The sequence below is a fragment of the Candidatus Similichlamydia epinepheli genome (assembly GCF_003056015.1).
Map to the genome: position 1 here is coordinate 1 of NZ_PPEU01000011.1, position 19,410 is coordinate 19,410.

General features: G+C 38.8%; 14 protein-coding genes, 3 tRNA genes and 2 pseudogenes. 7 read left to right on the forward strand and 12 right to left on the reverse strand.

The window, feature by feature from the left end; all coding sequences use genetic code 11:
• From GCCT14_RS01220 to GCCT14_RS01260, 9 genes and pseudogenes are all read right to left on the reverse strand, one after another.
• Window positions 1-571: pseudogene (locus GCCT14_RS01220) on the reverse strand (hypothetical protein); the annotation flags it as partial.
• Window positions 572-1,192: 621 nt separating this feature from the next.
• A pseudogene (locus GCCT14_RS05585) lies at window positions 1,193-1,903 on the reverse strand (ATP cone domain-containing protein); the annotation flags it as partial.
• Between the two features lie 25 nt (window positions 1,904-1,928).
• On the reverse strand, window positions 1,929-3,095 hold the full coding sequence (locus GCCT14_RS01230) for a ribonucleotide-diphosphate reductase subunit beta (RefSeq protein WP_108623875.1): 1,167 nt from the start codon (window positions 3,093-3,095) through the stop codon (window positions 1,929-1,931).
• A gap of 95 nt (window positions 3,096-3,190) precedes the next feature.
• A tRNA-Ile gene (locus GCCT14_RS01235) sits at window positions 3,191-3,264 on the reverse strand.
• Between the two features lie 10 nt (window positions 3,265-3,274).
• Window positions 3,275-3,347: transfer RNA gene (locus GCCT14_RS01240), tRNA-Ala, on the reverse strand.
• A gap of 77 nt (window positions 3,348-3,424) precedes the next feature.
• The gene (locus tag GCCT14_RS01245) at window positions 3,425-4,264 is read right to left on the reverse strand and encodes a TrmH family RNA methyltransferase (RefSeq protein WP_108623876.1); all 840 of its coding nucleotides are present in this window, start codon (window positions 4,262-4,264) and stop codon (window positions 3,425-3,427) included.
• Window positions 4,261-4,605, reverse strand: a complete 345-nt coding sequence (locus tag GCCT14_RS05590) for a signal peptidase II (protein ID WP_108623877.1) — start codon at window positions 4,603-4,605, stop codon at window positions 4,261-4,263. The genes GCCT14_RS01245 and GCCT14_RS05590 overlap by 4 nt, the downstream gene beginning before the upstream one ends.
• Before the next feature lie 88 nt (window positions 4,606-4,693).
• Window positions 4,694-5,077: a TraR/DksA family transcriptional regulator gene (locus GCCT14_RS01255; protein WP_108623878.1), complete on the reverse strand. Its 384-nt coding sequence runs from the start codon at window positions 5,075-5,077 to the stop codon at window positions 4,694-4,696.
• 258 nt (window positions 5,078-5,335) lie between these two features.
• Window positions 5,336-5,422, reverse strand: a tRNA-Ser gene (locus tag GCCT14_RS01260).
• Between the two features lie 140 nt (window positions 5,423-5,562).
• Between GCCT14_RS01260 and GCCT14_RS01265 the strand changes: the two genes are divergently transcribed.
• From GCCT14_RS01265 to GCCT14_RS01275, 3 genes are read left to right on the forward strand one after another with little or no spacing between them, the layout of a single operon-like run.
• Window positions 5,563-6,378: a metal ABC transporter substrate-binding protein gene (locus tag GCCT14_RS01265; protein ID WP_157952447.1), complete on the forward strand. Its 816-nt coding sequence runs from the start codon at window positions 5,563-5,565 to the stop codon at window positions 6,376-6,378.
• Window positions 6,371-7,063 carry a metal ABC transporter ATP-binding protein gene (locus tag GCCT14_RS01270; protein ID WP_108623880.1) on the forward strand — a complete coding sequence of 231 codons (693 nt, stop codon included), beginning with the start codon at window positions 6,371-6,373 and terminating at the stop codon, window positions 7,061-7,063. Before GCCT14_RS01265 ends, GCCT14_RS01270 begins: the two co-directional genes overlap by 8 nt.
• On the forward strand, window positions 7,060-7,962 hold the full coding sequence (locus tag GCCT14_RS01275; RefSeq protein WP_108623881.1) for a metal ABC transporter permease: 903 nt from the start codon (window positions 7,060-7,062) through the stop codon (window positions 7,960-7,962). The genes GCCT14_RS01270 and GCCT14_RS01275 overlap by 4 nt, the downstream gene beginning before the upstream one ends.
• On the opposite strand, the gene GCCT14_RS01280 is transcribed toward GCCT14_RS01275, so the two are convergent.
• A complete protein-coding gene (locus GCCT14_RS01280) occupies window positions 7,892-8,923 on the reverse strand; it encodes a mechanosensitive ion channel family protein (protein ID WP_157952448.1) in 1,032 nt (343 codons plus the stop codon). The genes GCCT14_RS01275 and GCCT14_RS01280 overlap by 71 nt on opposite strands.
• 108 nt (window positions 8,924-9,031) lie before the next feature.
• Between GCCT14_RS01280 and GCCT14_RS01285 the strand changes: the two genes are divergently transcribed.
• Window positions 9,032-10,336, forward strand: coding sequence for a DNA recombination protein RmuC (locus GCCT14_RS01285; protein WP_157952449.1), 1,305 nt, complete (start codon window positions 9,032-9,034; stop codon window positions 10,334-10,336).
• Here GCCT14_RS01285 and GCCT14_RS01290 read toward each other — a convergent pair.
• Both GCCT14_RS01290 and GCCT14_RS01295 read right to left on the reverse strand, forming a co-directional pair.
• Entirely contained in the window at window positions 10,300-10,884 is a 585-nt protein-coding gene (locus GCCT14_RS01290) for a tetratricopeptide repeat protein (protein WP_108623884.1), read from the reverse strand. The genes GCCT14_RS01285 and GCCT14_RS01290 overlap by 37 nt on opposite strands.
• Before the next feature lie 2 nt (window positions 10,885-10,886).
• A complete protein-coding gene (locus GCCT14_RS01295; protein ID WP_108623885.1) occupies window positions 10,887-15,212 on the reverse strand; it encodes a hypothetical protein in 4,326 nt (1,441 codons plus the stop codon).
• A 152-nt stretch (window positions 15,213-15,364) separates the two neighbouring features.
• Here GCCT14_RS01295 and GCCT14_RS01300 point away from each other — a divergent pair, with 152 nt between their 5' ends.
• The 3 genes from GCCT14_RS01300 to GCCT14_RS01310 form a co-directional block, all read left to right on the forward strand.
• Complete coding sequence (locus GCCT14_RS01300) at window positions 15,365-18,196, forward strand: insulinase family protein (protein WP_108623886.1); 2,832 nt, start codon at window positions 15,365-15,367, stop codon at window positions 18,194-18,196.
• Window positions 18,197-18,207: 11 nt separating this feature from the next.
• Window positions 18,208-18,927 carry a hypothetical protein gene (locus GCCT14_RS01305; protein WP_108623887.1) on the forward strand — a complete coding sequence of 240 codons (720 nt, stop codon included), beginning with the start codon at window positions 18,208-18,210 and terminating at the stop codon, window positions 18,925-18,927.
• 53 nt (window positions 18,928-18,980) lie between these two features.
• On the forward strand, window positions 18,981-19,410 hold a 430-nt coding region (locus GCCT14_RS01310; protein WP_157952450.1), incomplete at its 3' end, for a hypothetical protein.

The window sequence follows — 19,410 nt, forward strand, 5'->3', positions numbered from 1 at the left end:
AGATCTGGAAGCCAATTTGCAGTATGAAGATCGTGAGTCCGCCTCCTTTCATCTCCGGTACCCCTGCGAAGCTCCAAAAACTCCTCGATATCGTTGTGCCATGTTTCCAGATATGCACAAATGACACCACGACGCTTTCCACCTTGATTAACAGCCAGTGCTAAATCGTTTAAAATTCTCAAAAAAGGAACAACACCTAATCCCACTCCGTTTGTTCCGCGAATCAGAGACCCCTTCCCTCTAACAGAGGAAAAATCTACACCAAGTCCTCCAGCATATTTGGATATTCTCGCACACTCTGAGTAAAGCCCAAAAATGCCCGTTGGATAACAACGGCTCTCTTCATCTGTATGTAAAGAAGAAATCTCATCAGAACAAGTCAGTCCAAAGCAAGACGATAACTGAGGATGAGAAGTTCCAGAAGTTATATGGTAAAGCGTTTGAAAGACGATAACTGAGGATGAGAAGTTCCAGAATTAAAAAGAGTAGGTGTTGAAGAACAGAAACGCTTACTGTTGTAAAGTGAGTAAAATGAAATAGCCGCATCTTCCGGTTTCTTTTCTTGAAAGCTTAAACCAATCGCAACTCGCATCCACATATATTGTGGAACTTCAATCCTTCTCTTTCTTGAGTGATTTAAAATAGGAGATCCTGAAGACGAATCGTCAACGTTCCTTTCATGCAACATATAACGATCATACAAAGTATAAATTCCTAGAAAATCAAATTGAAAATCTCCTAAAGGATTGAGAAACGACGCTAAATAAGGAATATTTAACGTCAAACATTTCGGATCCAAAAGTCCAATTTCCACTCCCCTTTGTAAAAACTTATGAAACCCATTAACATGTGCAACCTTCAATGCTGCCATGCCGTCCTGAACAGACCAATCAAGAACTTCTTCATAAATGAAAGTTAGTAAAATTCTAGCTGCAAAAAACCTATAACTTTCATCATGTTCAATTAAAGTTCTTGCATTAAGCAAAACTGTTTGGGCTCGCTCTCTTCTATTCATAGCAACATTCATTGTACGAACAATGTGATGTGACAACTCATCTCGCGAGTGAGGCAAAGAGAGTCCAACGGAAGCCATTTCAATTCTAGTAAGAAGATCAGGTGTGACGAGCTCCGACAAAAAGTCTCCAGCTGACTCAAGAGATTCACTCTTGCGAAGAATGAAGCGCTCTCTTCTGTAATCAGCATACAATTTTCTTAAGCTCGTGAGCCCCATACTATCCAAGGTGAATTCTACACAATCTTGAATCTCTTCAAGATAAATCTGGCTTCTTACTTGAGATACAATATGGCTTGTTACTCTTTCGGCTACAGAAAGCGCTTGTTTCTCAATGCGTTCCAAAATGTCAGATGTTAACTCCCTTCCATCAGTTCCGTGCATATTTTGCGCTAACATTGCTTTAAGAACAGCGCGAAAAACCTTGTCAGAATTCCATGCAACTATCCGACCATCCCTAAGAATCACAGACAATCGTTCAGTTGAGACAGAAGACAAAGAGTTTTCTTCACCAGTTCGAGAAAAATCCAAACATTCACCCTTAACAGAAAGAGCGGCAGAACCAATCATATTCTCAAGATGGCCAGCTTCTAAACAGGTGCGACCTAGCTCACGCACATCAGACAAAATCCTGTTGGAAACATTCACAATCAAAAAATGAACACGATACGAATCTACACCAGAAAAAAAGGAGGCATCTTTGTCTTGAAAAAGCGCACACGCTACTGTCTTCACAAATCGAACGAGATCGAAGGCAAGAATATCTCTCCCTGACTGTACCAAAGGGAGTTCAACCGGAACAAGCAACTTCGAAGAAAGATGCTCCCACAAACCACCTTGAGGGGTAAGAGAAGACGCTTCAACCTTTGAAAAGACATCTGTATTTGTCATAATCCCCTCTTGCTTCGATTGAACATTAACAGCTTATACCTTCGAATAGATCACTTTCTTCATCAACACTATGTAATTTCGATGACTTTGAATACTCTGTAACTCTTGTCTCGAAAAAGCTTTCATTTTTCTTAAGATAAATGACTTCTGAAGCCCAGTCTAAAGGATTTTCTAGAACGACATCTCCATCAAACTGAACAATCGGATTCCATCCCAATCCAATCAACCGTACATTTGCGTTATAACAAACAAATTTCTTCAACTCATCACTCGAAAGTCCTGGAAGACTCTGTGGAAGCAGGTCATCAACGAAAGCAAATTCCGTATCCATCGCTTTAACAAGAAAGCTAGAACATTCAGCTACAAAAGCATCATCCAAAATGTCCGGTTCTTCACGAAAAAGATCTAAAAGAAGACAACGCCCCAGTTCAATATGGTTAGTTTCATCACGCAATGTGTAACGAAACATTTGTCCGATACCAGGCATCTTACCTAAGCGACAAAGATGCAATATCGGCAAGAAAAGTGCCCAAAATTGCGCTCCTTCCATCACCTGTGTGAGAGAAAAAATCGCTTTGGCAAAAAGCTTTTTGTTTTTCGTTTGTGTTAAGTCAATGTCTTTCTTGAGATACGGCATCCCGGCCATAATCAACGAGTTTTTGTCCTTAATAGAATCCAGAGACAAGAACATCGCATTTACTTCATGTGGGTTGATTCCGAGAGAAGATATCATGTAAAGCAGAGAATCAGTATGAATGTTTTCTTCATGGACATGACGTCCAACTACCATTTTCAGTTCTGGTGCACACAAATTTTCTCTAATTACAGAATACCCACAATCTCCAATCAAACCTTCAGATGCAGAAAAATAACCAAGACCAAACTTAACGATGTTTCGCTCTACGGAATTTAGGAAATCAGAACTTGACCATTGCGCAACATCGTCGAACATAGGAATTTCATGAGGTATCCAATGATTGGCATCCATCTTTCTATATAACTCGTATGCCCAAGAGTACTTAAGAGGAAGAACGTTAAACTCGGAAGAGTTCCTGCCGTTAATAACTCTTTTTTGCATGAAAGCTGAACGCGCCGCCGCCTCGTCCAAAATGTATTGGCGATCACCAATTTTATAAACAATTACACCCTTGCCTTGCTCAGCAACATAGGGAACTTCATCAGAATTTTCCATAAAATGGCCTCAACTGGGTGTAAAAAGAAAGAAGGCGCAATCATACGAAAACAGTCAATAAAAAACAGTCTGGCGAAAAATCAAGGATAAAAACGTGCGGCTACCAAGACTTGAACTTGGGGCCTCGACATTATCAGTGTCGCGCTCTAACCAACTGAGCTATAGCCGCAAAAAAGATATGGAGACTAGGAGACTCGAACTCCTCACCCCCTGAATGCAAATCAGGTGCTCTACCAAATGAGCTAAGTCCCCACGGTTGGACAGAAAAGAAAGTGTTCGAGTCTACATCCAGGTGAAATTTCGTGGAAGAAGAAGAGTAGACTTAGCTTTCAACTAATCAAAGGGGCAAAAAAGAAGATGGCAGCAGCGGTGGAAACGTTTAACGAATCTATTTTCCCTAACATTGGGATAGATACGAGATGATCTGCCCTCTCAATCCAAAAAGAACTCAATCCCAACTGTTCTGACCCCAAAAGGAACGCAGCAGGGATAGACCAATCTATTTCTCTTATATGCCCGCCGACCTCAGGTTTTGTTCCAATTAATTGGTATCCCCGACTTCTTAACCAATCATGAATTTTATATGAACTGTCCTGAAAAACAGGTATTGTAAAAAGCGCGCCAAGACTTGATCTAACGGCGTTTGAATTCCAAGGATCAGCTACCGGATCGCTTAGAAGAATTGCTTGCAATCCAGCAGCGTCACCACTCCTCAAAATAGCACCAAGATTTCCTGGCTTCTCTATACGATCTAAAACTGCAACTCGTGTTATGCAATCGGGAACCCATTCCCATAACTTTCTATTAGGAATCTTAGCAACTGCCAACAATCCATCTGGACTATCCCTATAGGAGAGAAGAGAAGAGAAGATAGACGAAGAAACTTGAAAAAGTTCACTTCCTAATGAAGAAAGCCTGCTAAGAATATAAGGCTCTCTTTCTCCGACAAAAAATTCCGAACAAAAGAAAACCCACTTTGGCGTTGCAAACCCCAATTTTCCGCTCTCTACACTCTCCAGATAACGAGACAACTCACGAAACCCTTCGATAAGGAATTCTCCAAGTTTTTCTCTATTTCGTCGATGTTTTAGCTTGCTCACAGTTTTCAATTTATGATTCTGATGACTCCTCAACCAATATTGAGAAGAAAGAAATTGGTCGTATTTCATACACCCACTTTCCTAAATCGAAAAACGCTCAAAAAAGAAAAGATAAAAAAAGCAGAAAGCAACAAATCACTCTCATTTAGATTTAACACGAACGAACCAAAAGAGATTTCCCAATTGTCCCAAACACCACCCAATAAGAGGGAATCTATTAGGTTACTACATCCGCCCACAAATGCCAAATGCGCAAGGGCCCTTTTACAGGGGGACGATTCTCTTTTTACAAACTGGAAAAAACAAATAAGAGAGACACAACGACAAAAAAAAAGGCTATTTGGGTAAGAACCAAACCAACCAAACGCGCAACCTGAATTCAGAAAAAAAGAAAAACGCACCCCTAACATAAAAACAAAATCTTACAAGCGAATCACAGATCATGCTAGAAGAGGTCATTTGGAAAAAGAAAAAACAGTCATGAATTAATGAATTTTCTCATAGCATCCTCTGCTGTTTCTCAGTTGCCTGTTCTAATTCTGCTTGCGACTTCACGGTGGTAACTGCGTATGGAACAGCTTCTAGCCTAGCAAAAGGGATCGCCTCACCTGAAATGTCACAGATGCCATACGAACCTTCTTCGATTTTCTCAAGAGCCCTGTTTATTCTTCCCAACAAGGCAAATTCCTTAACAGTCATCTCAACACTAATTGCGCGATCTAAGTCGTGTGAACCTTCATCAGCTTGATGCTGTGAATAACCCCTGGTTTCATCTGGGACACGAACTTCCTGAGTGGACCCCTGTAGGATCTTCGTCAAACGGGCACGCATGTCGAGAAGAATGAGCCTAAATCTCTCAACCTCTTCCTGACGCAATGACATATAACGAACACCTCCCTAACCTTTTTGAGATATCGGAATACACTAAATACTCTCCCCGAATCTAAAGGAAACCGCTTAAAAGCCAAAAAACGCAAACAAACGATCCCCTGGCGAGTACGATAAAACGAGATAGAGTGAAAATTTTACCAGTAATACCTGCAAATTAAAAACACAAACGGAAAGCACCATGCCTAAGAAAGAAGGAAACTAAAACTGAAGGGGAACACAGGTAAAATATTCTAGAGCGAAAAACTCCATCGGAGAAGATGGGATTCGAACCCATGATACGTTTTCACGCATACACGATTTCCAATCGTGCTCCTTCGGCCACTCGGACACTTCTCCTCAGACTCGGAAGATTCTACGAAGAGGTCAGATTTCCCTCAAGAATAGTGTAGAATGCGTTTCTGAACTTATGCTATCCTCCCCCTAGTTCATTAGTGAAAATTTCTGTACGTATTGAAGACTCGAGGGATGGAAAGTTGGTGTCGATAATTTCCAAATGTCTGTTTTTCGGATTGCTTGTTATAGCTAATTTACCTCTTTTGTCTGAGGAAATAATGGTAACGCTTCCCGCTTATTTTTGTATTGCAGAAGAGCTAGCTCAAGGTGTAGCGAAGGTTGGATCCCTAGTTTGCCCCGAGGAAGGTCACCATCCATCTTTCATTACACCTGAAAAACTTGAATGCATGAAAAACGCGAAAGTTTGGTTTGGAGTTGGAAGCGCATTAGAAGATTCACTGCTTTCTGTGATTTCTGACGACGTTGTCTACGTCGACTTACAGAATTGCTCTTCAGTATGCAACACACATGATCCACATTTCTGGCTAAGCCCTTCTTGCCTTAAAGAACAGGCTGAACTTATGTGCGAAACTTTGATATCTATCTTTCAAGAAAAACAAGAACAATTACAGGAAAACCTTTCTAAAGTTTTAGACGACATTGAAATGACCAGACAGGAGATCAGAACACTGTTGGGGGAAGAAAAGGTCTCTTTTATTTGCTCTCATGATGCTTTAAGATATTTTTGCAATGAATTCACAATTGACTATACCCCTTTTGACGCCAATGGATATGATCCCTCTTTTTCAGATTTGGAAGAACTTGTGCAAAAGGTTGAGCATTCAGCGCCATCACTCTTGGTTTTGATAGAAGGACATCACGAAGATCTTGGTCATGCTTTATCTGAGAGTTTGAATTTGCCTGTTTTTTTATTTAATCCTAATTCGAAGAACGTGCTCGGACAGCTTACATCACTTGCTAAGGCACTTGTTCAAAACAATAAGGATATGGATGAATGATTCGGGAAACTTCCCTCGTCTAGTAGTCTCTAACTTATCACTCTACATGGGCGAAAAGATACTCTCTGAAGTCTCCTTTCAGGTGCATCCTGGAAGCCCGTTAGGGTTGATTGGTCCTAATGGAGGAGGGAAGACCTCTCTCATCCGCATAATAGCTGGTCTGTTATCTCCCACTTCAGGCGAGGTTAAGCGTATAAGTCAAAAAAAAACAATTGGATACGTACCGCAAAACATTGCGAGAGAAGCCGACCTGCCTCTTTCTACACTTGAATTCGTTGCTATGGGGCATAGAGAACAAAAAACAATAGGATGGCGACTCTCTAAGACACAAATAAAAATGGCCGAGGAATCACTTACAGCTGTTGATCTATTAGATAAGCAAGATGACAGAATTTACAATCTATCAGGTGGACAACTGCAACGCGCAGCTCTCGCGAGAGCTATTATCAAAGACCCCGACATCCTTCTTCTTGATGAGCCCACTACTAATAGCGATCCACAATCCAAGCGTGCGATTACTGAAATTTTGCACAAGATGAAAAAAAATGTAATTATCTTAATAGCGTCGCATGACCGCGAGTTATTACAAAAGCTTTGCACAAGCTATCTCTGTGTACAATGCAGCGGACTTCTTCTTAAAAAAGAGGAAGTTTTGTCACATTTTCTCGTAGGTAGTCATATATGAAATGGATAGAGCTAATTGGTTTAAATAGTCCTTTTTTTTTGCGAGCGTCCTTAGCAGCTTTAGGGTGTAGTTTTTGTACTAGTATAATTGGCAGTTACATAGTTTACAGACGACTTTCCAATCTATCGGCAGCAATATCGCACGGACTTGTAGCCGGACTTGGGCTTGGAATCTACTTACAAAAAGTTGCAAATTTAAAATGGATTTCTCCTGAAATAACATGTCTAGGATTTGCAATTTTGAGTGGTTTATTTCTTTCCTTAGCAGGGAGAGAAAGCTCCGCCAGTCAAGAAGCAATGGCTACAGCAATTTGGGTCAGTGGAAGCGGGGTCGGTTCAATTCTTCTTTCCAGAACACCTTCATCTAGTCAGTCACTGAGCAGATACATGTTGGGAAATATCCTATGGGTATCGAATGCTCAAATTCGACAGGTGTTTATTCTAAGTTTATTCGTTTTTTTATTTGGTTTTCTTTTTCACAAACAGATCTTATGCAGATCCGTAGATGAGGACCTTGCTCGCTTACACGGAATACGTGTCACACGGCTTGATTTTCTTCTTATGACTTTCATTTCAATTACAGTCTCTATTTTGACTATAATTTTTGGAGGTCTCTTTGTAATGGCTTTTCTTCATCTACCTGCTATGATTTCCGAAAAAATATCCAAACGTACCATCCTCTCTTCAATGATAGGCACTTTATTTATTAGCGTAAGCGCTTCAATATTGGGCCTTTTTCTAAGTTTACACACAAACACACCTCCAACAGGCGCCACGGCGTTGCTTCTAGCCTCACTTTACGCCGTTGCCTTTCTATATTCAAAATTGGTCAAACAAAGCGCAAGAAAATCTCTTCTTTTTCAAAGAATTCCAGCAGCTGAAGAAAAACTAAATGATTGATCTCTAGGAAAACATTGTAATCTTTAGAGAGAACATAGAATGCAATTCTGAAGTTCCAACCAGCTCCTTTCAAACCTGTAATGAAAGCATAATCAAATTTTACACTCTCCAATTCGCTTAAACTTTTTTCACAAAATTCCTGCAATTTTTTTAGTTTATTAAAGTCGGTTTCTGGAGAAATCACAAAGTCAATTAATGCTCTTCGTCTACTCATTCTCTTAAAATTTTGTAAACAAGAAGAGGTAAGCTCCGAATTTGGCATTACTAGGAGCTCTCCATCTGCCGAACGAATATGAGTAGTTTTAATCCCGATATACTCAACTGTTCCTATTTTATTACCTGCTCTGACAGTATCACCAATTCTAAATGGAGCGTCTAACGTTAGAACGAAGAAATTGAAAATGTCGCCCAAAACCTTCTGAGAAGCAAAAGCAACAGCTAAACCTCCAACTCCCAACCCTGTAACCAAAGCAGTAATATTGACTTTCAAATTATCTAAAGCGAGTATTCCTCCGATTGACCAAACAACAATTTTTATAATCATTGTAATTGGTCCAAGAAGGTCATCCTCTGCAGACGGGTAGCGCCTTCTTACAAATCTAGAGACAATATCTACTAACAAAGAAACAGCTAAAGAGCAGCCTCGGAAAAATATCATGAACCCAAGGCCGAACGAGATAGGCAGGTCCAACCAATAGACAAAGTCTAGCTCTTTGCAAAGCAAATAAAGTGCTACTGCACGAGCAAAAGGAAAAATATCACCCATTGGAGGCTTAAGTATAGTATGAACCCAGGGATATTTCAATTTCCCCAAAAACATCCTAACTCCCCAAGCAGCCAACCGAAAACAACCAAAAATTAGAAAAAATATGAATAGGTCTTGAAAAAGATCTAAGTAATTTGTTCTTAGAATGAGTCCGTAGATCCATTTCAAATAATTGGTCACCTTATTCAAAGTCATTACTTTCCCCTTATGCACAACGGATTTCACTACTTAATCTGATTCTTTGCGGAGTAGTAATCTGGAAAAGAGAAAAAATCAAGACATACTTTAGATATGATTTTGTTCATGTTTTGCTTATTATCAATTGCCTTTCTAGCTGTGATTTCCTATTTATTACGTATGAAAATCACATTAGAGTCTTCCATACAAACGTGTGAGATTGAGTGTGCTGTTTTGAGAGAAAGGCTCCAATTAAAAGAGTCTTTATGTGAAGAATACAAGCAAGAATTACTAACCCAATCTGCAGAACTACAAGATCTCAGGACTATACGTGCGACACTAAATAGGGAAAGAGAATTCGTTCAAAAAGAACTAGAACATCAAATTAAGAATCTATCTAATCAAACCATTCGCACTACACAAGAAACGCTATTTCACGAATTCAGAACACAATGGAATGTAATAATCGAAAAAGATCGTCAAGATTGGAATAATAGAGAACTTCGCATACAAAATATTCTGCAGCCAGTCCACAAAGAACTAGAGCAGCTGAAATCTTTACATGCTTCCTCAAACGAGTCTTGGATAGGGACGTGTAATCGATTAGCTGAACAAATCAAATCCCAAGTGACACATTGCCTAGCATTGCAACAAGAGACGAAAGAATTAAAAGATGTACTTAAAAATCCAAATTTAAAAGGCAGATGGGGTGAACTTCGATTAAAAAGGATTATTGAAATATGTGGATTAGTTTCGTACTGTGATTTCGAAGAACAAGAAGGTGATTCTAAAAGAAGGCCTGATTTAACTATAAAATTGCCCGGGAGCAAGTCTATTGTAATTGACGCAAAAACTCCTATGCAAGATTTTTTCGAATTAAATCAAGTTGATGAAGCACAAAAAAAAGAAAAAATGAAAGATCACACTCTTCGTGTGAAAAAACATGTTCAAGATGTTGTAAAAAGAGACTATTGGGATCTTCCTGTTGCTCCTGTTTTTATAATTATATTTTTCCCCACAGATTCATTACTTGGCGTTGCAATGGAAAATGATCCTTCTATTATAGAATGGGCTGCCCTGCAAAATGTAATTCTTTCTACTCCTTCGACACTAATTGGTCTGTTAACAACTATTTCCATGTGTTGGTCACAACAAAAAAATATGGAAAACAGTGAAAAAATTCGTCAAAAAAGCGTCGATTGTTTGAAAATGATTTCGCTATTTCTCAAGGAGCTTTCCTGCATGGGGAAAACCTTAGAAAAACTTGTAGACCAATTTAACCACCTATTGAAGCAGTCAAAGAACAAACTACTTCCTGATCTTGAAGAATTCAGAATGCTTGCTGGCCAAGTAGAAAATAAAACCATTCATCTGAAAGAAGTGGACAGAGAAGTTCAGTCATCATCCCCCTCTTCCAATCCACTCACGTAAAGGAGAGCACGTTCATAAATTGAAGTTAAATCGTCTCTTCCTTTAGATAGCTTAAGAGTTTTATCGAAAAATGACTTTGCTGAAATATTATCATTCAGTTCTAAAAAACAAATACCAGTTCGAAAATGACCGAAAGGCAATTCAGGGTGAAAGGACGCCCAAAACTGATAAGCTGTCGTTGCTTCGAAAAACTGTTCGTTTTTTTCCAATGCGAGACCAAGTGAAAAAAGATACTTCTCTTTTCTAACATCTAGAAGATATGCCAGACGAAAATACTTTACTGCATCATCATACCTAGCCTGCTCATAGGCTTGATATCCTAATGCATAAATGCTTTCCACTTTCTCTTCTGAAAGATCAATTGATTCGTAAAGAGGCGGCAATGCTCTAATTACTCCAATTAAATCTGATAAAGAAGGCGCTTCATCAGAACTAACTTTGGTACCAGATGATCGGATTAATTTCTCTAGCACACCTTTATCAATTCCAGCCCCTCCAAGAAATGTCCTATATTGTTCTGTATAAGTCTGTTCTAGTTCTGTCGTCATAACTAAACCCGCTGTTCATTAATACGGAAAAATCGATCTTCTCGATCTCTTTCCTTATTTGTAATAACTTTGCCACTTGTTAACTCTAAAAGGTCAGATGCGAAATTAGATGCTAAGCTGTCTGCAAAGAGAGGTCTCTCCGGAACTCTCCTATTATTGAGTACATCATTTGCCATATTCACTGCTTTTTGAATCAAATATTCTGCATCACGTTCTGAAATATATACTGAACTAAGACGTTCTGAATTTAACTCTAGTTGGCCAGAATCATTATAAGATAAAGAATCAATAATCCTTTCATCTCCAGAAAGAATAGAAACAATAATTGCAATAATGATAGCCATAAGCTGTATAAGCAATCGGTTCTCTTCTGGAGACGTCACATCTTCTTGTCTATTTTCACCGACAATTGAAGCTATCAGTCTTTCTAAAGTTCTAGAAAGCTTATAAAGAACATCCCAGGAAAGTCTATGACACTCAATAGCTATCTGATCTTTCAAAACTTCTAAAAATGTATCTAACCCCCTATACATCTCCTTTATGTCATTCCATAAACTGAAAGCTGATTCACCATTAACCTGCAATATATCAGCAAATCGTCGCTTCCAACGAAGTGATTCTCTATTACGACGATAGTCAGAAAGCACCAAAGGATGCACCTCAACATCGAGAGCGTGAAGAAACAAATTATAATCGATGTTACGCTGATATATAGGGCCTAAATCGGCGCTATTGTTTGCTGGATCAATATAACCAAATGATGCTGCAACAGCAGGAGTTAAGTGAGTTGTTCCCCAATCCCCAAGCAACTTGTTAACGGTAGAAGAATAAAAAAACATCTCTAAGAACTGGAGAGCCTTTCCTAACCACATCATATTCCTACCTGTAATATGAGAGTACTCATCGTACGCAAAAAGATGGCCACTAGTCGTGTCATCTCCTGACAAGGATCCTCCTATTAAATCATAATACTCTGCTTCTGTTGCTCGAGCTGGTAACCATCTCTGCGAAAAACGAGTTTGATCTGCATTAGGATATATTCGATACTCCCACACTTCTGGTCTAACCAAAACAGGTTCATAAAGAGTTGAGAACTCTACATTTGAAATATAATCTGTTTTATCGAAACGATTAGTCGGGTAACACCAATATCCGTATTGCGGATCATCTGGCACTCTTATATCCCACAGATAATTAAAGTGTGAATCGAACCACCTTAACTTAGTATTATCCAGATTTGATGCACTTGCGTTGTCTACTGCTCCCAATTTCTGAAAACGCGCATATTTTGATCTAGCAAAATTCTCGTCATATCTATGCGGATTATTACCATTAAGGAACTCTTCAACATGTATTCTTTTAGCGAATAACGAACCAACTGACTCGTTATATCTAGCTCCGAATACATCCAATCCATTTCCATCGTATCTAGCTCGGATTGGAACTATTTTAGAGCGTGTTAACAATGCATTGCGCTCATATGTATCGTGATCAAGTCTTTCACCATTGGAATACTCAACGAAATTTTTAAACATATGATTTTCTTGATAAACTGCCCCTTCCTCATCGTGAACCGTTATACTTTCCCAAGTCGAATATTGGGTCGCATATTCTTGAATTGCATTAGTAGAAGTAGATGCATTTGGACGAATACCTCTATTTCTCGTTCTACTGCGCCATATTTCAGGAAATTCAGAATCAGGATCACGTTTAATTACAAAATCATTAGGAACATAATCCCTCTGACTTTCCCATTCTGGTAGTTTCCAGTAACTTGAATATCGAGAATCAGAACGATTGGGAGCGGTATCAATGGTAGTTATTCCAGTGAATCTCGCTTCATGAAGATTTTTGTTATGAAGTATTAAGTCCCCTCTTCTTACAGAGAGTCCTGGAGTCCAGTTTCTCGCCATAAAACGAGGATTAGCGTCCGATAACAGGTTATCAATATCGAAAAATGCTGTCATGATCTTAGCTTTATTGCGATCGTACTGTACTTTTAAGTTAGCCAAAGTTTCACCAGATAAATGCACTCGTTCAGCATTATCTCTGCTTAATCGCAATCTTTCTTCTGTGATATTATTGAGAACAATATCTCTTATTTCATTAAATCCATCTTTAATGTCAGAAAAAATAGTCTTCCTTGCACCTGGATTAATCGCAAGCTCGTGATTTTGTTCGAATCTTCGCAAGTTATCGAATAGTTCTCTTCGCCTACTAGGATGCCACACAAAATTAAAAATTCTAAATTTGCTTTCCTCTGATGCCCAAATTTCAGTAGCAAATATAGCATCTTTACATAAGCGCAAAAGATGATAATTGTTCGGATCACTCATATTAGGCCAATAACGAGTAGCTCCGAAATCAGTAATAATTCTATTATTTGGACCGGAATATCTCGTATTAACTAGTAATCCCATCAAATTACGTTTGACTTCTTCGTAATCCCTTGCAGTCAAAGCCGGAATTCCAGTTGAAGGGAATTTCCATTGAAGAGCATACATTTGATCAAGAAGATTAAGAAGGTGCAAATATAGCTTTCCGACCCCTAATGAGTGAACATTAGTGTAAGGTATAAGACCCCCAAACGTAGTATAACCTCCGTCATGAAGAGACTGCATACAGCTCCAAAATGCTTTGGTCGTTCTATAAGGGTCAGCGCTCTTCCACTGAGGAGCAACAAATTCTCTGTGTTCAAAGAAATATTCTGCATCTTCTATAAACTTTTTTATTTTATAATGCTCAGGTGAAAATGCCGTTCGAAATGGCCTGGAATATTGTTCAAAATCTGGAATCTCATCTCCCACAATTTTTATTGTAGCATCCAATGAAGTAATTCCAGACATATAACGTAGAGGCCCAAAAAAAACTTTTGGTGACACATAGGCCTTAAGAAGATCTACGAAAGGCAATCTGCTGAGTCTGAGATCATTTAAAGCATTGAAATACTTCTGAATTTTTTTCTTATCGTAACTATTCCCATTAGCAAAAGGTGTAAACGCATCTTCAAAACATTGCCAAAGGTGCTTGAAAATTAGCTCTGGATTAGGATGTATGTACCCTGCTTTAGAGCAAACTTTCCAACTAGTAGTATCATTATTTGGGTTTGGTACATCTCCAACATTGTCAGACAAACAGAGAAACATCTTGTCTCTATAAATTCTAAACGCTCCAGCTTGTACTGATTCCGTTCGAGACCAATATTCTGGCAGCTCTTGAGGGAAGTCTTCTCCAGAAATTGAGAACACATATCGCTTAAAAATAACATCATTTCCTACTCGATCCAGAAAAGAGGGAATTTCTCTTTGCAAAGTACGGAAATTGTTTTGCAACAATTCTCGATTGCTACTATGTTCCCAATTATCAATCGACAAAGATGTCTTCATGTCATACATGCTTCTATAGATACTATCTCTAGTACTTGTCTGGATTAATAATAAATCGTCTGGGTTGAAGCCTTTGTGCAACATTTTGTTGTGAACAAATGTATAAATTTTTACTGCGTCAGCATAAAGGCCATTAAAAAACCCATTCAAGTGATCTCCTGAAACAGTACGGCCAAAAAGAGCATGCATACGATTCAATGGATCTTTGACATTTTCTTTCAAAAACCCAGCGCTAGCCTCTCGAAATCGTTGCTGAATGGAAGGAACATAACGGCCACTATTAGTAGGCGTACTGTCTGATTCCCTCATCAAGTCATTAATTCTTTGTAAAGGACCGTTTCTGAACCAATCGTAACTGTAAAGTTGTTCTGGAAATGTGCTACCTAATGGCCATTCAAACACTTGATAAGATGATGGCAATCTTTCACCTTCTCCTCCAAGGAGGAATTCTCTAGACTTTTCCATAGATAAAAGAAGTACCAACCAAGAATTTACCTCTTGAAAATGCGCAATAAGCGATGCAATAGCTTCGTCAACACGAAAGTTGAGTAATGCGGCATTCGCTAACCTTGCATATCCCTTAGTTTTAAGAATTGCGATAAATGCTTCTAAAAGACGGTCCACAAGCTCTTGAAGCGTAATTACTGGGACAACTGGAGTTGGATTGCCCAGGTTTCTAGCAAGTGTAAGAAGACGATCTTTATCATCAGCTAAAGCTTCAAGCCTATTTTTTTCTTCAATTTCTGTAGTAGTAGTTTCAGGAAGCAGCTCTATTGCTTCTTTCCAAGATTGCAGCTGGGTTTCAAAATAAGAAAGAGAAAACACATTTCTTGTAAGCGGAGTATAGGTATCTGGTGTCACATCTCCATTTGTGAAGCCATCAGAATCAGTGTAATTAGGTATGTTTGGACGCCATTTTTCTAAAGAACTACTAGATGTCATAAGAGAGATAAGGGGGTAAAGCTGAATATAAACAAATGATACAAGTCGATACTAACTCTCTTTATGAAAGTTGCTCACTTCAGAAGTGAGTGATAGACTTGAGAGATGATGGTTGCTTATTGGAAGCAATTTTTTAAATTTTAGGATTTGTCATGAACAATAAAGACTTCGCTCTTGTTCAAGAAGAAAACATTAAAAAACCAAACTGCATATTTAGACATTATTCACATAGAAAGACAGATTCAAATATCTACCATATATCTTGTGAAGACAGAGAAAACACATTCGCTATTATTTTTCATACACCACCAAGAAATTCCAAAGGAACCATTCACATATTGGAACATATGGTCCTAGCAGGTTCAAAAAAATATCCGATTAATGATCCTTTTTTTTCAATTTGCAAAAAAAACGTGCCTACATACTGTAACGCATTCGTTGGGGACGATTTTACGTGCTTCTTTGCATCATCTCAAATTAGCTCAGATTTTTATCGTATATTCGATGTTTATCTTGACGCGGTTTTTCATCCTCTTCTCAGTAAGGAAACTTTTTTAAGAGAAGCATTCCGATTAGAAAAAACAGGAGAACGATGGGAAGCAAAGGGAATCGTCCTGAATGAAATGAAAGGAGCGCTAGCGAATCCTGAAACCATCCTGTGGGAATCACTAAAAGCACAACTATTTCCGGATACACATTATGCATTTGATCCCGGAGGGATTCCTCTATCTATCCTAGAAGTCTCACACGAGGAGATATGTTCATATCACAAGGAATGGTACAACCCAGAACAAGCTACCTTCTGTTTTTACGGAGATCTTCCAATAGAAGGTCACTTCCAATTCCTTGAGGAGAAGGTGTTTTCGCAAAAAAAACCGCAAAAAGCCAAAAAGGCCATACCGAAACCCGCATCGATCACTACAATCCCTTACACCACTGTGTCATACCCAGGGAAGAAAAATCAAGCCGAACAAATCTTCGGGATTGCCTGGGTATTCGGCCCAGCAAAAGATCCCTCTTTATCTATACTTGCTCAAGTTTTCGAAAAGATTCTTGTTGGACATGATGGTGCTCTTCTTTCAAGAAAGCTTATAAAAAACGGGTTTTGTTCTCAGGTAGAAGGGTCTGTACAAGAAGGGCTTGCTCATGTAGTTCTTATGATGGAAATGTATGGAGTGAAAGAAATATCTGTACAATCTTGCGAAAAAACAGTTCTTGATCTTTTAAAAGACATTCGTAATGAATCAATACCGTCTCCATTAATAGGATTAGCAAAAAATCAAGTATTGATTAATTGTTTAGAAATCACAACCGATTGGGCAACATACGGATTAGAAACTTTGTTAAAAGGAGCTCTTCCGGCTAGGTGGGGAGGCAATTTTGCAGATTTTATTTCTGCACATTTTGTTATGGAAACACTAGATTCTGTAACAGAAGATTTTTTACAAAAAAACATAGATATCCGTTTCTTAGGAAATTGCCCAAGGTCAAGCACATTGCTTTGCCCTGAAGAACATCTGATTGAGGCTCAAGAATTAGCGATAAGGCTTTCTGTAGAAGACAAGGTCTCTAAATGGGACGATGAAAATTTAAAAAATAATGAAAAAGAACTTCAGCTCTTTTTTCAAAAACAAAATCGCACACTTGAAGAGAAGCAACACGAAGAGGCATGTTTACCGGAAACTCCCCTATCCGAACTAAAAAAAGAGCCACCTATATCACACTGGGAATCTATCGACTCATTTGATAACGTTAAAGTTCAAGTTCTAGAATCGGAAACCAACGGATTCATTTATCTCGATCTCTTTTTCCAAATAACAGATTCTTCGATTGATCTAGGACAGCTTTCTGCTTGGTCCGAATTAATTACAAAAAATGGGAGCAAACAATTTTCGGCTCTTGAACGCTTACAAAGAATTGAGCAGTTCACTTCTTCATTTGACGTGAACATTGTCATCATTCCCAACAAGCAATCTTCCTCTACTTTACAAGTGTTTCTTCAGTTTCATTTAGGATTCTTCGATAGGTTTCTTGATGAAGTTATTGACCTGATTTTAGAAACACGCGATGAAGTAACTTGTGAAGACACAAAAAGAACAAAACAAGTCTTCCGTCAATTAGTACAAAATATCTCGGCTCAAATGAGCGAAAGATCACATGAATCAGTTCAACAACTTGCAGCTTCGCCATGTAGCCTACAAGCTCGTTTAGAAAATTACATACAAGGATTCCAATTCTACGAAACATTGCTAAAACTACAAAATGTGGGCTTTGATTCCGATTTTTTGAATAAAGCATCTTCAATTATGAAATGTGGCCCGTCATCGATAATGATTTGCTGTGAATCACAAACTGTAGCAAGGGTAAATTCTACATTGAATAAACTTGGACCTTTCCCGGTACCCATTGAGGAAGAAGTTTCTTTTGATCTAGAAAAATACCCAATACCTTCCAATAAACTTATTTGGCCAACATCAGTGTTTCACCATGCTGTAGCGCTTCCAGTTAATGAAGAAATTCTTCCAAAAACGACTGTTCAGCTATGGTCTTACTTTTTAAAATCAGAAAAACTTCTTCCAGAAATCCGTGAGAAAGGCGGTGCATATGGAGCCTCTGCTAAATATAGAACAGATTGGAGGGCTATTCTCTGTACATCGTATAGGGATCCACGAATAGAAGAGTCAATTCTTTTTTTTCGCAATCAACTTTTTGATCTGCACACAGATTTCCTTACTGAATCAACTCTAAATGATGCAAAAAGAAATCTTCTCAAACAGGAAGAGCTTCCAATATTTCCAGAAATGAGAGGATTTCATAATTGGTATAGGGATATGATTGGTCTTTCTTACGAAAAAAGGTGCATTGAACGACAACAAATTATTAGCCAAACGAGAGAAGATATGCTTTGCAAAATCGAATCTCAAATAAATTATTGGAAAGAAGAAGGCACTTCACCGTTCGAGGCCAGTTTTTTGTCTAAATAGAGGAATCTAGAATGAGCAAAACACCTAACGATCAATTCCAGATTTTCCTTCAACGTTTCCGTCCAAAATTGGAGCCCTTTTGGCAAAAATTAATGTCCAGTGTCCTCAAAAGAAGTCCGAATTCTCTGCAAACATGGATTCAAGATTTTTTGCAATTGCAACTTGGAAACACATTTACCTTAGAGCATGGATTTACCGATAATAAATACTTCTTTTGGATTGACAATCGTTACACCAATCACAGAAAACACCCTGTTTGTCTTTATCTTCCGATGATCAAAGATGCAGACAGTGAGAGGCGATTACAGGAAATGAACTTCTTTTGGGGAATACTTCTATCTTTAAAAGGGATCCAATGGACAAAGGACCCATCTTTCTGTAGAGTATCTTGGATTATGGAATGGCAGGCAAAATCTGATTCATGTTGTTCTTCCCTTCTGTTACAAAAACTATCCTTGAAGGGCAGAGCTGGTTACGGTTTGGTTTTGGATGGATCTTTCAATAAAAAAGATGAGACATGGGCTTCTAGTTTCCTGAATCAGGCAGATCCGGAATGTTTTTTCAATTCCTCAACAGCCGCCACTCAAGCGTTTAGGAACCTAGGCTATCAGATGGTTGGGTGCCATCACGAACCGTGTCTGTCTTTCACACAGTGGCAAGATAAGCCAAGTCTGTCCATAGCGGAACGTTTGGGTTCGTTCCTAATCCGAATGTTGTCTGGATTAGACTGAGCCAGGTCTTCACGCAGATCCATGACATTCACCTAGATTCTTTTGGAGGCCTTATGGTTGGAAATCGATTGAAAAAGATGCATGTAGCCACTATTTTCTGCGCATGCTCCTTTGGACTTCCTCTTTTTTTCGGAAATAACCTCTTTGGTATTCGTGCAGAACGAGTACACAAAGACCTTCATCCAAATTCCTTCGCATCTACTGCGTCTACATCACTTTTGAAGCAGGTTTCCGACTGCATTTCCTCTATTACGAAGAGTGCAATTCCTGCTGTTGTTTCTGTCCGTTGTTACACTACTGCAGCTGACCCATATCGTATGGATAACAACCAAAAAGAGATGCAGCCTGAATTGATGGATGAGTTCATCAATCGCTTCTTCGGTATACCACCATTTGGTCCACCTGGTAAGCAACGTCAAATTCCATTTCATCTAGCTTGTGAGCTTGGCCACTGGGAGAGTGTTGAATCTTTTTTGATTAATC